The sequence below is a fragment of the Streptomyces sp. NPDC001663 genome, assembly GCF_042893105.1.
GTDB lineage: Bacteria > Actinomycetota > Actinomycetes > Streptomycetales > Streptomycetaceae > Streptomyces.
On the sequence record NZ_JBIAUR010000008.1, the window covers coordinates 319,857 to 332,532 of the forward strand.

Here is a 12,676-nt window from a genome sequence, read left to right on the forward strand (position 1 = left end):
GTGTCCGCAGTCACACCCGACGGACGCAAGATGCTGCGCCTGGAGGTCCGCAACAGCCAGACCCCCATCGAGCGCAAGCCCGAGTGGATCAAGACCCGGGCGAAAATGGGCCCCGAGTACACGAAGATGCAGAACCTCGTGAAGAGCGAGGGCCTGCACACCGTCTGCCAGGAAGCCGGCTGCCCCAACATCTACGAGTGCTGGGAGGACCGCGAGGCGACCTTCCTCATCGGCGGCGACCAGTGCACCCGGCGCTGCGACTTCTGCCAGATCGACACCGGCAAGCCCGAGGCGCTGGACCGCGACGAGCCGCGCCGCGTCGGCGAGTCCGTGGTCACGATGGACCTGAACTACGCCACCATCACCGGCGTCGCCCGCGACGACCTGGAGGACGGCGGCGCCTGGCTGTACGCCGAGACGGTCCGCCAGATCCACCGCCAGACCGCCGACCGCGAGGCCGGACGGACGAAGGTGGAGCTGCTCGCCCCCGACTTCAACGCGATCCCCGAGCAGCTCGAAGAGGTCTTCTCCTCGCGCCCCGAGGTCTTCGCGCACAACGTCGAGACGGTCCCGCGGATCTTCAAGCGCATCCGCCCCGGCTTCCGCTACGACCGCTCGCTGAAGGTCATCACGGCCGCCCGCGACTACGGCCTCGTCACCAAGTCGAACCTCATCCTCGGCATGGGCGAGACCCGCGAGGAGGTCAGCGACGCGCTGAAGCAGCTGCACGAGGCCGGCTGCGAGCTGGTCACCATCACGCAGTACCTGCGCCCGTCGGTGCGCCACCACCCCGTGGAGCGCTGGGTCAAGCCGCACGAGTTCGTCGAACTCAAGGAGGAGGCCGAGCAGATCGGCTTCTCGGGCGTGATGTCCGGCCCGCTCGTCCGGTCCTCGTACCGTGCCGGCCGGCTGTACCAGATGGCCGTCGAGAAGCGCGGTTCGTACGTCGCCTCGCAGGCCGTCTGACGATTGCACCGACCGCCTCAGATGGCACGGAGTGCCACTCCTCCGTGTGAATCTGAGCACAAGTAGCTACTCGCCGGTAACGGCCGATTCGACGCGGTTCTGACCGTCCTCGCAGATGAGGGCGTCGTCAGGGCCGCGTCAGTATTTTCGCCCGTCGCATCAAGGCTTCATTGGTGTTTGACCGGTCGGTCACGCCCTGGTAACACCAATCAGTAACGCTGGACTCACACCACGTACACCCACACCGAGCGCCCGTATCCGAGGGGGGACCTCCACCATGCAGGCCGCGCCCGTTCGCGCCACCGCGATCCCGTCGTTCACCGATGCACTGCGTGCCGTCGAGTCGCTGCTGATGAGCAGCGGCCAGCGCACCGCCCGTCGCAACGCATGGACCTCCGTCCTGGAGGACCGCCGCCGCGCCAAGGACCGTGTCGAGGCACAGCGCGTAATCGAGCAGACCCTCGTCACCCACCCCTGAATCCCAGCCTCCGGGCACTGCCGTCGTACGGCGCTCCCAGGGCCACGTAGACTTCGTGGCATGGCGAGGAAGGACACGGCAGCGGACGCTGCGAACCCCGGGCGACTCAAGCAGATCGCTCTGACCTACAAGATGACCCGCAAGGCCGACAAGAAGATCGGTCTTGTACTCGCGGCTGTCGGCATCGGCATCTTCGGTGTTTTCCTCGCGATCGGTTTCTTGATCGGTCACCCCATCTATCTCGGAATCCTGGGCCTGTTGCTCGCCTTCCTCGGGACGGCGATCATCTTCGGGCGCCGGGCCGAGCGGGCGGCCTTCGGGCAGATGGAGGGCCAGCCGGGCGCGGCCGCCGCGGTGCTCGACAACATCGGCCGGGGGTGGACCACCACTCCGGCGGTGGCCATGAACCGCAGCCAGGACGTGGTGCACCGGGCCGTCGGCAAGGCCGGCATCGTCCTGGTCGCCGAGGGCAACCCGAACCGGGTGAAGAGCCTGCTGGCCGCCGAGAAGAAGAAGATGAACCGCATCGTCGCGGACGTGCCGGTGCACGACGTGATCGTCGGCACGGGCGAGGGCCAGGTCGAGCTGAAGAAGGTGCGGACCACCATGCTGAAGCTCCCCCGCGTGCTGACCGGCCCGCAGGTGACTGCCACCAACGACCGACTGCGCGCCATGGGCGACCTGATGAGCAACATGCCGCTGCCGAAGGGGCCGATGCCGAAGGGCATGAAGCTCCCGAAGGGCGGACCGAAGGCCCGCTGAGCGCCTCTTCAAGGCCGCTGACTCCCTCGTACGAGAAAGGGGGCGCCCGGATCACTCTCCGGGCGCCCCCTTCGTCGTACGAACGCTAGATGCGGACCTCGACCGTGCGGGCCAGGCGGTCATGAAGGCCCCTGCCGTCGCGGTCCCAGATCAGGGCCGGGATCGCGATGCACAGCAGGGCGGTGCGGAGGGCGGCCCGCAGGGGGTTGGGGCGGCCCGTGTCCAGAGCGACCACGCGGAGGCCGAAGAGGCGCTTACCCGGAGTGAAGCCGATGGTGCCGACCGTCAGGACGCCGAGCAGGAAGAAGACGAGCAGGGCCCAGTTGCCGGTGGCCTGGTTGTAGCCGTGAGTAATAAGACCGTATGCGATCAAGAGGCACAGGCCCCAGTCGACGATGAGGGCTCCGAAGCGGCGGCCGGGGCGGGCGATCGAACCCGGGCCCTCCTCCGGCAGACCGAGCTGTTCGCCCCGGTATCCGAAGTCGACACCGGCCCTCTCCGCGGCCTCACGCGGGCCCGAGAGCCACGAGCCGATTGCATCCCTGTTGTCCACCCGTCCACCGTACTGCTCGCGTTTCGCGATACGGACAGGTGGGGTACACCGGGCTGGGTCCGGTTAACTTGTGCGAAACAAATGGGTCACGCCCGAGAAATCACGCGTCCCTAGTGTCGAGGACAGCGTGTGCCACCGCACTGGCCGCACGAACGAACTACCACCCCGGCAGGACGGTCGGGAGTAGGAGGAGCTGGATGTTCCAGAACGCCGACGAGGCCAAGAAGTTCATCGCGGACGAGGACGTCAAGTTCATCGACGTCCGCTTCTGCGACCTGCCGGGCGTCATGCAGCACTTCACGGTGCCCGTCGAGTCGTTCGACCCGGACGAGGAGCTCGCGTTCGACGGATCCTCGATCCGTGGTTTCCAGGCGATCCACGAGTCCGACATGGCCCTGCGCGCGGACCTGTCGACCGCCCGTGTCGACCCCTTCCGCCGCGACAAGACCCTCAACATCAACTTCTTCATCCACGACCCGATCACGGGCGAGCAGTACTCCCGTGACCCGCGCAACGTGGCCAAGAAGGCCGAGGCCTACCTCGCGTCGACCGGTATCGCGGACACCGCGTACTTCGGTCCCGAGGCCGAGTTCTACGTCTTCGACTCCGTCCGCTTCGCGACCAGCGCGAACGAGAGCTTCTACCACATCGACTCCGAGGCCGGCGCCTGGAACACCGGTGCCCTCGAGGACAACCGTGGTTACAAGGTCCGCTACAAGGGCGGCTACTTCCCGGTCCCGCCGGTCGACCACTTCGCCGACCTGCGCGCCGAGATCTCCCTGGAGCTGGGCAGGGCCGGTCTGCAGGTCGAGCGCCAGCACCACGAGGTGGGCACCGCCGGCCAGGCCGAGATCAACTACAAGTTCAACACGCTGCTCTCGGCCGCCGACGACCTGCAGCTCTTCAAGTACATCGTGAAGAACGTGGCCTGGCGCAACGGCAAGACCGCGACCTTCATGCCGAAGCCGATCTTCGGCGACAACGGCTCGGGCATGCACGTGCACCAGTCGCTGTGGGCCAACGGCGACCCGCTGTTCTACGACGAGGCCGGCTACGCGGGCCTGTCGGACACCGCCCGCTACTACATCGGCGGCATCCTCAAGCACGCCCCGTCGCTGCTGGCCTTCACCAACCCGACGGTGAACTCCTACCACCGTCTGGTGCCGGGCTTCGAGGCGCCGATCAACCTGGTGTACTCGCAGCGCAACCGCTCCGCGGCCATGCGTATCCCGATCACCGGCTCGAACCCGAAGGCCAAGCGCGTCGAGTTCCGTGCGCCCGACTCCTCCGGCAACCCGTACCTGGCCTTCTCCGCGCTGCTGCTCGCGGGCCTGGACGGCATCAAGAACAAGATCGAGCCGGCCGAGCCGATCGACAAGGACCTCTACGAGCTGGCTCCCGAGGAGCACGCCAACGTCGCGCAGGTCCCGACCTCGCTCCCGGCCGTCCTCGACTCCCTCGAGCGCGACCACGAGTTCCTGCTCGCCGGCGACGTCTTCACGGCCGACCTGATCGAGACCTGGATCGACTTCAAGCGCGCGAACGAGATCGCCCCGCTGCAGCTGCGCCCGCACCCGCACGAGTTCGAGCTCTACTTCGACGTGTGATCGGACCGCGCGTGCACCACGCGTGAGCCGTCCGGCGCCCCCGTTCCTGTTTCACAGGGCGGGGGCGTCGTCGTATGCTCTGGCACTGCTGTTCGACACAGACGGCGCACAGACGGTTTCGCCAGAGGCAACGGGGAGATACGGGGATGTCCGAACAGGACGACGCTGAGCGGGAGTTCGACATCAGGTGGGCCGATCAGGCCGAGCACAAGGAACCCTCGGCGCGGGCCCGGATGCTGGCCGCGCGGTGGAAGGAGAATCCGCCCGAGCCGCAGCCCTTCCGCGCCGACCCGGAGCCGGCGGCGCCGCGCCGGTCGTCGTGGGTGTCGACGGCCATCGTGCTGGGGTGTGTGGCGGCGGTGATCCTGCTGCTGGGATACGCGCGGTTCCAGGCGCCGTACTAGAACCGGCTGCGGCCGGGCCGCGGCTGCTGACAGGGACCTTTTGCAGCTCCTAGGGCCGATCGGAACCACTTCATGGGAGTGGCCGGGTGCACACTGGCAGTGGGACGAGTGCCTGACTGCGGGGTGATGCAGATGCAGAGCCGCTTCCGGAGCGACCGGCGGTTGACCGTGCGGATGACGGTCACAATGTTCCTGCTCGGATTGCTGTACGTGGCCTTCGTCGCCGCGTTGATCGTGTTGCTGAAGTCCTGGTTGCTGGTCGTCGCGGTGGTGGCGGTGATGTTCGTCGCGCAGTTCTGGTTCTCCGACCGGATCGCGATGTTCGCCATGCGCGGGCGGGTCGTGGAGCGCGAGGAGTATCCCGAGCTGCACGCGGTGGTCGACCGGCTGTGTGCGATCGCCGACATGCCGAAGCCGGTGGTCGCCGTGTCCGAGATGGACATGCCGAACGCGTTCGCGACCGGGCGCAATCCCGACCACGCGGTGGTGTGCGTGACGACCGGCCTGCTGCGGCGACTGGAGCCCGCCGAGCTGGAGGGTGTGCTCGCGCACGAGCTGTCGCATGTGGCGCACAAGGACGTCGCCGTGATCACGATCGCGTCGTTCCTCGGTGTGATCGCGGGGCTGATCGTGCGGTTCGCCTTCTACAGCCAGTTGTTCGGCGGTGGCCGGCGGGACCAGAACACCGCGGTGATCTTCGCCGCCGTGATGGGGGTGTCGGCCGCCGTGTACGCGATCAGCTTCCTGCTGATCAGGGCCCTGTCCCGGTACCGGGAGCTGGCCGCGGACCGGGCGGCGGCGCTGCTCACCGGGCGGCCCTCGGCGCTGGCCTCCGCGCTGACCAAGGTGTCCGGCGACATCGCCCGGATCCCGACCAAGGACCTGCGGACGGCGCAGGCCTTCAACGCCTTCTACTTCACCCCGGCGACGGGCAAGGAGCCGGGCATCGAGCGGTTCTTCTCCACCCACCCGTCCCTGGAGCAGCGGCTCGATCAACTGGGCCGGATCTCCGCGGAGTTGGGTGAGGCGGCAACCCCCGGAAAGGGATGATGCATGGGGCTTCTGGACATTCTGCTCGGCCGTACCAAACCGGTCCTGCCCGACCTGGACCGGCTCTTCGCGCTGCCGTCGGCGGCCGTGACCCTCGAGGCCGCGGCCGGTTTCACGCCGACCGGCACGGGTGCGGTGTGCTTCGCCACGGTCGAGGGCGGGGCCTTCGAGCAGACACACCGGGAGGTCCAGGCGCTGCTGGACGCGGACGCCGACCGGGACGGTTTCCCGGTGGAACTCAAGCAGGACGAGTACGGCTACTCGTGGCTGGTCTCGCGTCGCTCCCCCGGGCAGCTGTCCGAGCTGGTCAACGACCTGCACGCGGTGAACAGTTCGATGGAGGTCAACGGCTTCGGCCCCCAACTGCTGTGCTCCCTGGCCGGGTTCGAGGCCGAGGGCGGCAAACGGCTCGCGCTGGTCTACCTGTACAAGCGCGGCACGTTCTACCCGTTCGCGCCGCTGCCCGGCGGTGGGCAGCGGCGCGACAACGCGCTGGAACTCCAGGTCAAGGCGGCCCTCGGCGACGACCTGCGGATGGAGCAGGATCTGAACCGCTGGTTCCCCGTGTGGGGCGCGCCGGGGCTGTGACCGGCGCTCACCAGCGGCTCGGATCGTCTCACTTGCTCTTCTCGCGCTCCTGACGCCGGGACTCCATGGGGCGCTCGCGGCGGTAGCGGCGCTCCCACTTGGCCTGCATGTCACGGCGCTTGCGGTAGGCCTGGTACGTCGCCGGCATGGCCCCTCCCGACGAGGAACCTCCCGACGAGGCGGCCCCGCCCCCCGAGGAGGAGGTCGGGGTCGAGCTTCGCCCGTACTGCAGGTACAGAAAGAGCACGGCGACCGCGGCCAGCCACCAGACGTGGTTTCCGAATCCTAAGACGACCAGGACGACGGTCCCGGAGATGACGATGGTGCCCATGACGGGCCTCCGTTTGGGCGTGGGTGATCGAGCGGTGTTGGTGTGTTTCTCCCGACGGGGCGCTGGGGGAAGGGCGTCCGTCCGTCGGTGCGTTAGAGAGTAGCCCCGAGTCCGCAGGGTGATGCCTGTCCTGCGGAAAGCGGTGGTGGGCAGCTCCGCAACGTGTGTCCAGAGTACGGACGCGATCACGCACCGTGCATCTGGTTTTTCGCGCCCTCGCCCACGCCCTCGCCTACTCCGCGGGCACTTCCAGTCGCCGTTCCACTACCTCGCGGGCCACGTCCGTGAGGCGGCGGCGGTGCGAGCGGGCGTGGCTGCGCAACAGGCGGAAGGCCTCGTCGACCGAGACGGAGAGGCGGGCGGCGAGCGTGCCCTTGGCCTGTTCGATGACGATACGGCTGGTCAGGGCCTGGCCCAGCTGCTCGGCCAGGGCACGGCTCTCGTGCAGTCGGCGAGCCCGCTCCAGGGTCCAGCCGGCCGCGTCGGTGAGCGACTGGCCCAGCTCCAGAAGCTCGGGGCGCAGCGGTGTGCTGCCGGGCCCCAGCAGCACCAGGGCGCCCAGGGTGTCCTCGCCGACGTGCAGGGGCAGGGCGGCGGCCCGGCCGTAGCCCAGCTCGACGGCGCGGGGCGCACAGCGCGGCCAGTCCCGGCGGGCCGGGCCGCCGTCGAGGGCGGTGTCCGGCACCGGGCGGCCGGTGCGGCGGGCTTCCACGCCGGGGCCTTCGCCCCACTTCGCGGCGTCGCGCACCAGCCGCACCAGTTCTTCGCCGGTGCCTGCCACCTGCACCGGGGTGCGCTCGTCGGGGGCGTACACAACGATCGCCGCGCAGTCGTCGAGCAGCTCGGATCCGTGTGCCGCGAGGTCTTCGAGGAGTCCGGTCGGATCGGCAGGGTCGGTGACCGCGCTCGCGGCGAGGTCGACGAACGCCGTCGCCAGCTGTTGCTGTGACGCGGTCCTGGTCATGAGCTTCCCTCACCTCTCGGACATCGGACTCTCGTCGGACATCGGCCTCTTGGACATGGGTCTCGGTTACCCCGCCTCAGTCGAGACGCAGCTCACCGCGCAGGATTCGCTCTGCCACGGAGTGTGCCGAGGTGCCCTCGGCGAAGGCGCGTGCCTTGATCTGTTCCAGTGCGTCGGCCACCGGGCAGTCGAGGTGCACGGAGACCATGCCCGCGGCCTGGTGCACCATGGCGCGCAGGTCGGTGCCGCCGTACAGGCCGGGGTCGCCGTCCGGGTTGAGGATCATGGTGCGGGTGAGGACGTCGGCGACCTCGGCGAAGGTGTCCGAGCCGGCGAGGCGCGGGGCCGGATCGAAGATCGTGAGGGCGCCGACGCAGGTGCCCGACATGTTCAGCGGTACGGCCGTCACCTCCTCGATGCCGAGTTCGGTCACCGCAGGTCCGTAGCCGGGCCAGCGGTCGGTCAGCGCCGAGCCGACCGCCGTCACCGCGCGGGCCTGGCTGGTCGCGTCCCGGGCCGGCCCCTCGCCGAGCAGGAACTCCAGCTCCTGGGCGGCGCGGGACGAATCGTCGGATGCGGCCAGGGCGAGCTGGTCGAGGGTCGCTCCGACCAGCGTGAGGGCGGCGCTGCTGGTGCCGCAGGCCTCCGCGACCCCCGTCATGAACAGGGGCAGTGCGATCTCCCCCGTGCCCGCCCAGGCCGCGAGCCGGGTCACGTACTCGCCCTGCAGACGCGCCGCGGTGCTGTGGCGGCCTGCTGTCGAGCGGTGGAGGGCCGCGATCCGCAGATGGATGTCTCTGCCCACCTCGGTGGTGGCCTCGTCGGCGAGGGTCTCCTGGCGCTCGGCACGGCTGGTCTCGTGCGCCGAACGGGCGCGCGCCACGGCGGCCTTCCGCTCCGCGGAAGCCATGCGGTCGTGGGCCCCATCTGCGGTGGCCATACCGGAATCGTACGCCCCGCCCGCTCAGCCCGGGCTGTTCGTCGGGCGCTCTTCCATGAGCAGGACGACTCCGCCGTTGTGTCCGTCGAAAGGACTGCAGTGCACCAGGCACGTGATCGCCCTGCCGAGGCGGTTGACGGCCGGTACGGGCAGCGGCTCTCCGCGTCTGCCGGTCTCGACGCAGATCTGGATGGTCTCGCGCAGCTTCTCGACGGGCAGCCCGAAGTCGAGGCCGTAGAAGGGCTGGTCGAGGACCTCGTCCGGGCGCAGGCCCCACATGTCGACGGCGCCGCGGTTCCAGCTCTTGACCTTCAGGCCCTGGTCGAGGACGACGACTCCGGCGGCGATGGAGGTCAGCACCGCCTCCAGGAAGGCGCGGGCCTCGTCCAGCTCCTCGGTGCGGACCCGCATCTCCTCGTTCATGGTCTCCAGTTCCTCGTTGCCGGACTGGAGTTCCTCGTTGGTGGTCTCCAGCTCCTCGTTCGTGGACTGGAGTTCCTCGTTGGTGGTCTCCAGCTCCTCGATGCTCGACTGGAGTTCCTCGTTCGTCGTCTCCAACTCCTCATTGGTGGACTGGAGTTCCTCGTACGCCGTCTCAAGGTCCTCGCGTACGCGCTTGATCTCGGACTTGAGCTGGGTGGCGACGGTGACGTCGGTGAACGTGATGTTGACGGCCGCGGTCAGGCCGTCGGGGCCGGCCAGCGGCTGGACGAGGATGTCGAAGTACTGGACGTCCTCCCCGGTCCGGCGTTCGGCGCCGTTGACGCGCAGGGTGCGCCGCTCGTGGGCGGCCTGTTCGATCAGGGAGCGCAGTTCGACCGGGCGGTAGGAGATCTCCAGGTCCTGGAAGGGGCGCCCGATGTCGTTCGAGGAGAGGCCGAACTGCACGCGTGCGTGGCTGTTGACGAGGATGACCATGCCGTCGGCGTCGACGGCCACGGTGGCGCTCGGGGTCGAGTCGAGGATGAGGTCGCGCAGCTGGCGGTGGCGGGCGACGCTGTGCAGATCGCCGCTCATCCCCGTCCTGATCTTCACCGGGGCGGGCTGGTACGGCGGCGAGGCCACGCCCGGGCGGCGCCGGAAGGTGCGCTGGCGCATGCTCATCACGTCGAACCGGTCACCGTCGTTGAGCAGCATCTCCGCCTTGCCGAGGAAGAGGAAACCGCCCTCGCGAAGGGCGAAGTGGAAGCGGTCGACGATCTGGGTCTGCGCCTCGACGTTGAAGTACATCAGCGTGTTGCGGCACACGAGCAGGTCGAGGCGGGAGATCGGGGCGTCGCGGGTGATGTCGTGGCGGCCGAAGATCACCCGGCGGCGCAGGTCGGGGCGGAAGACGAAGCGGGCGCCGCTCTGCTCGAAGTACTTGTCGCGCAGCTCCGGCTCCAGCTGTCCGAGCGCCTTGGCCGGATACAGACCGGAGCGGGCGTCGCGCAGCGCCTCGTCGTCGACGTCGGTGCCGTAGATCTTGACCCGTTCGAGTGTCTCCTCCAGGCCCAGTGCCTCGGCGAACATGATCGCCAGCGAGTAGGCCTCCTCGCCGCTGGAGCAGCCCGCGCTCCACACCCTGATCTCCTCGTCGGACCCGCTCTGCGCGAGCAGTTCGGGCATGACCTCGCGCTGTAGGAACGTCCAGGCGTCGGGGTCGCGGAAGTAGGACGTGACGTTGATCAGGATCGTGTTGAACAGCGCGTTGAACTCGTCCGCGTTCGTCTCCAGGCGGTCGCGGTAGTCGGTGTACGACGTCACGCGCGCGTCCGCCATGCGCTTACGGATGCGCCGGCCCAGCGAGGACCTCTTGTAGCCGGTGAAGTCGAATCCGCGGGTGTCCCGCAGGAAACCGAGGAGCTCCTCCAGTTCCTCGTCGGTCTCCAGGTCCGGTTGTCCCTCGCCCATCGCTGCTGCCACCACTTCTCTGCTACTGCCTCTTGGTCCCGACCAGTCCGCGGATCACCGCGGCGATCTCCTCCAGAGGTAGCACGAAGTCCACTGTGCCCGTACCCACCGCCGCCTCCGGCATGCCTCTGAATTCGGCTGTCGCCGGATCCTGGACGATGACGGTGCCGCCGCGCGACTTGACGGCGTCCACGCCCATCGCGCCGTCCCGCCCGGTCCCGGTGAGCACGCACGCGATGGCCCTCGGCCCGTACGCCCCCGCGACCGACTCGAACAGCAGGTCGGCGGAGGGCCGCACGAAGTGCACCAGCTCGCTGTCGGTGAGGGTGAGCAGGCCGCCGGGGCGGACGAGCAGGTGCCGGTCGGGGGGTGCGATGTAGACCATGCCGGGGCTGGTCTGCTCGTGGTCCTCGGCGAGTTTCACCGGCAGCGGCGTACGGCGGCCCAGGACCTCCGCGATGACGGTGCGGTGGCGGGGGTCCAGGTGCTGGACGATCAGGACCGGCACCGGCAGGTCGGCGTCCAGGGCGCCGAGCAGGGTGCTCAGGCCACCGATGCCGCCTGCGGAGGAGGCCATGGCGACGACCTCGAAGCCGTCGGGCAGGGGTGCGGAAGGCTCCACTCGCCCAGCGTAGGCCCGGACGTCACACTTCGGGCGCCGCCGTGACCACACCGGCGGCCACCGCGGCGCCCAGGGCCGCGTGGTCCTGCACCGTCTGGTCGGCGTAGCCGAGGGCGAAGTCGGCGACGGCCTGCTCGAAGGTGTCGGCGCCGCCCAGGTAGGCGGCGATGGCGATGCGGTCGCCGGAGCGGGCGTGTGCGCGGGCCAGGGCGGTGCCGCACAGGCGGGCGTAGGCCAGGAGGGTGGTGGGGTCCATGCCGGCGACGTCCGCGGAGCCCTTCATGTCCCGCAGCTGCCGCCAGTAGTAGGCGCGGCCCTGGGGTCCGCTCATCCAGCCAAGGAAGATGTCGCTGGCGGCCTGCAGCAGCCGCTGACCTGCGACGACCCGATGCCCGGGATGGACGTAGGGCCCGTTCGGCAGATGCTCCTCCAGTACGGACTTGCGGGCCTCCTTGATCTGCAGGAACAGCGGGTCGTCGGCGTCCCGTCCGGCGAGCAGTACGACGAAGCAGCGCAGGCCGACGCTGCCGACGCCGACGACCTTGCGGGCGGCGTCGACGAAGCGGTAGCGGTCCAGGAGCAGGCGGCGCTCCTCGGAGAGGGTGGAGCGGTAGTCGCTGAAGATCTTGCGCAGGGAGGCCATGTCGGAGGCGCCGGCGGGTTCGAGGAGCGGCGGGTCGTTGATGATCCGGCGGCGCCCGTCGACGACCTCGGTCAGCTTGCCGAGGGCGTGCAGGCTGGTGCGGCGGCGGGCCCTGGTCAGGCTGGAGGCGACCTGCCGGCGGCGGCGCGCGGAGCGGGCCAGTGGCAGCAGGCTCTCGGCGTCGATGCGCTCGTACCAGACCTCGAGCTCGCCGCGCCGGGCCAGCCGCCGCAGGGTCGTGCGGTACGCGGCCGCCGATTCCACGGCCGCCCGGCGGACCTTGTCCTCGGCGTGCCCGTTCTCGCGGGCGGCCACGGCCACGCTCGCCGCGAGGCGCTGGACGTCCCACTCGAAGGGGCCGGGGAACGTCTCGTCGAAGTCGTTGAGATCGAAGAGCAGCGCCCGTTCCGGGGAGGCGTACAGCCCGAAGTTCAGCAGGTGGGCGTCGCCGCAGAGCTGCACGGTGAGCCCGGTGTGCGGCCGGGAGGCGAGGTCGGCGGCCATCACGGCGGCCGAGCCGCGCAGGAAGGCGAACGGCGACGCGGCCATCCGCCCGTACCGGATGGGCAGCAGCTCCGGCAGCCGGTCGCGTCCCTGCCGCTCCAGTACGGCGACGGGGTCGGACCGGTCGACGGGCGGGACCCAGTGGCCGTGGGCGGAACGGGGCACGCGTTTGCGGGCGGCCTTGCCGACCTCGGCACGGACCACGGGCGTGGTCATCGCACCCACCGACGCATGCCGCGCTTGCCCATCACGCCTCCGGTTCCGTGGCCGCCCTCTCCTGATCGCAGTGAAGGCGGGCCCGGGGGTGTGCGCATGCCGGGTACGGCGATCGGGTGACGGCCCGTTGTCAGTGGGGTCCTGCAAGATGGGGG

At 69.5% G+C, this 12,676-nt stretch carries 14 protein-coding genes; 7 read left to right on the forward strand and 7 right to left on the reverse strand.

Annotated features, from left to right (window positions below; genetic code table 11):
* The 3 genes from lipA to ACFY1L_RS26640 all read left to right on the forward strand — a co-directional run bounded on the left by lipA (position 1) and on the right by ACFY1L_RS26640 (position 2,206).
* Positions 1-966: a lipoyl synthase gene (gene lipA, locus ACFY1L_RS26630; protein WP_388829223.1), complete on the forward strand. Its 966-nt coding sequence runs from the start codon at positions 1-3 to the stop codon at positions 964-966.
* A 277-nt stretch (positions 967-1,243) separates the two neighbouring features.
* Complete coding sequence (locus ACFY1L_RS26635) at positions 1,244-1,444, forward strand: hypothetical protein (protein ID WP_361256678.1); 201 nt, start codon at positions 1,244-1,246, stop codon at positions 1,442-1,444.
* 60 nt (positions 1,445-1,504) lie between these two features.
* The gene (locus ACFY1L_RS26640) at positions 1,505-2,206 is read left to right on the forward strand and encodes a DUF4191 domain-containing protein (protein ID WP_388829226.1); all 702 of its coding nucleotides are present in this window, start codon (positions 1,505-1,507) and stop codon (positions 2,204-2,206) included.
* Between the two features lie 85 nt (positions 2,207-2,291).
* Here ACFY1L_RS26640 and ACFY1L_RS26645 read toward each other — a convergent pair whose 3' ends face one another.
* Entirely contained in the window at positions 2,292-2,759 is a 468-nt protein-coding gene (locus ACFY1L_RS26645) for an RDD family protein (RefSeq protein WP_388829229.1), read from the reverse strand.
* Between the two features lie 197 nt (positions 2,760-2,956).
* Here ACFY1L_RS26645 and glnA point away from each other — a divergent pair, with 197 nt between their 5' ends.
* The 4 genes from glnA to ACFY1L_RS26665 all read left to right on the forward strand — a co-directional run bounded on the left by glnA (position 2,957) and on the right by ACFY1L_RS26665 (position 6,408).
* Positions 2,957-4,366 (forward strand): type I glutamate--ammonia ligase, encoded by a 1,410-nt coding sequence (glnA, locus tag ACFY1L_RS26650; protein WP_388829232.1) that lies wholly within the window; start codon positions 2,957-2,959, stop codon positions 4,364-4,366.
* 146 nt (positions 4,367-4,512) lie between these two features.
* A complete protein-coding gene (locus ACFY1L_RS26655; protein ID WP_388829235.1) occupies positions 4,513-4,770 on the forward strand; it encodes a hypothetical protein in 258 nt (85 codons plus the stop codon).
* A 126-nt stretch (positions 4,771-4,896) separates the two neighbouring features.
* On the forward strand, positions 4,897-5,820 hold the full coding sequence (gene htpX, locus ACFY1L_RS26660) for a zinc metalloprotease HtpX (RefSeq protein ID WP_388829238.1): 924 nt from the start codon (positions 4,897-4,899) through the stop codon (positions 5,818-5,820).
* Between the two features lie 3 nt (positions 5,821-5,823).
* Complete coding sequence (locus ACFY1L_RS26665) at positions 5,824-6,408, forward strand: hypothetical protein (RefSeq protein ID WP_388829241.1); 585 nt, start codon at positions 5,824-5,826, stop codon at positions 6,406-6,408.
* Positions 6,409-6,436: 28 nt separating this feature from the next.
* Here the strand turns inward: ACFY1L_RS26665 and ACFY1L_RS26670 are convergent, their stop codons facing one another.
* The 6 genes from ACFY1L_RS26670 to ACFY1L_RS26695 all read right to left on the reverse strand — a co-directional run bounded on the left by ACFY1L_RS26670 (position 6,437) and on the right by ACFY1L_RS26695 (position 12,521).
* A complete protein-coding gene (locus tag ACFY1L_RS26670) occupies positions 6,437-6,739 on the reverse strand; it encodes a hypothetical protein (RefSeq protein ID WP_388829244.1) in 303 nt (100 codons plus the stop codon).
* 232 nt (positions 6,740-6,971) lie between these two features.
* A complete protein-coding gene (locus ACFY1L_RS26675; RefSeq protein ID WP_388829247.1) occupies positions 6,972-7,703 on the reverse strand; it encodes an ANTAR domain-containing protein in 732 nt (243 codons plus the stop codon).
* A gap of 76 nt (positions 7,704-7,779) precedes the next feature.
* Complete coding sequence (locus tag ACFY1L_RS26680) at positions 7,780-8,643, reverse strand: ANTAR domain-containing protein (protein ID WP_388829250.1); 864 nt, start codon at positions 8,641-8,643, stop codon at positions 7,780-7,782.
* 24 nt (positions 8,644-8,667) lie between these two features.
* Entirely contained in the window at positions 8,668-10,548 is a 1,881-nt protein-coding gene (locus tag ACFY1L_RS26685; RefSeq protein ID WP_388829252.1) for a CheR family methyltransferase, read from the reverse strand.
* 10 nt (positions 10,549-10,558) lie between these two features.
* On the reverse strand, positions 10,559-11,113 hold the full coding sequence (locus tag ACFY1L_RS26690; protein ID WP_388829878.1) for a chemotaxis protein CheB: 555 nt from the start codon (positions 11,111-11,113) through the stop codon (positions 10,559-10,561).
* A 67-nt stretch (positions 11,114-11,180) separates the two neighbouring features.
* Entirely contained in the window at positions 11,181-12,521 is a 1,341-nt protein-coding gene (locus tag ACFY1L_RS26695) for a DUF2252 domain-containing protein (protein ID WP_388829255.1), read from the reverse strand.
* Between the last annotated feature and the right edge of the window lie 155 nt (positions 12,522-12,676).

Bases quoted from the DNA above. Each gene is read 5' to 3' on its own strand.
- ACFY1L_RS26635 (WP_361256678.1), top strand. From the start codon at position 1,244: ATGCAGGCCGCGCCCGTTCGCGCCACCGCGATCCCGTCGTTCACCGAT.
- ACFY1L_RS26640 (WP_388829226.1), top strand. From the start codon at position 1,505: ATGGCGAGGAAGGACACGGCAGCGGACGCTGCGAACCCCGGGCGACTC.
- glnA (WP_388829232.1), top strand. From the start codon at position 2,957: ATGTTCCAGAACGCCGACGAGGCCAAGAAGTTCATCGCGGACGAGGAC.
- ACFY1L_RS26655 (WP_388829235.1), top strand. From the start codon at position 4,513: ATGTCCGAACAGGACGACGCTGAGCGGGAGTTCGACATCAGGTGGGCC.
- htpX (WP_388829238.1), top strand. From the start codon at position 4,897: ATGCAGATGCAGAGCCGCTTCCGGAGCGACCGGCGGTTGACCGTGCGG.
- ACFY1L_RS26665 (WP_388829241.1), top strand. From the start codon at position 5,824: ATGGGGCTTCTGGACATTCTGCTCGGCCGTACCAAACCGGTCCTGCCC.
- ACFY1L_RS26670 (WP_388829244.1), bottom strand. From the start codon at position 6,739: ATGGGCACCATCGTCATCTCCGGGACCGTCGTCCTGGTCGTCTTAGGA.
- ACFY1L_RS26675 (WP_388829247.1), bottom strand. From the start codon at position 7,703: ATGACCAGGACCGCGTCACAGCAACAGCTGGCGACGGCGTTCGTCGAC.
- ACFY1L_RS26680 (WP_388829250.1), bottom strand. From the start codon at position 8,643: ATGGCCACCGCAGATGGGGCCCACGACCGCATGGCTTCCGCGGAGCGG.
- ACFY1L_RS26690 (WP_388829878.1), bottom strand. From the start codon at position 11,113: ATGGCCTCCTCCGCAGGCGGCATCGGTGGCCTGAGCACCCTGCTCGGC.
- ACFY1L_RS26695 (WP_388829255.1), bottom strand. From the start codon at position 12,521: ATGACCACGCCCGTGGTCCGTGCCGAGGTCGGCAAGGCCGCCCGCAAA.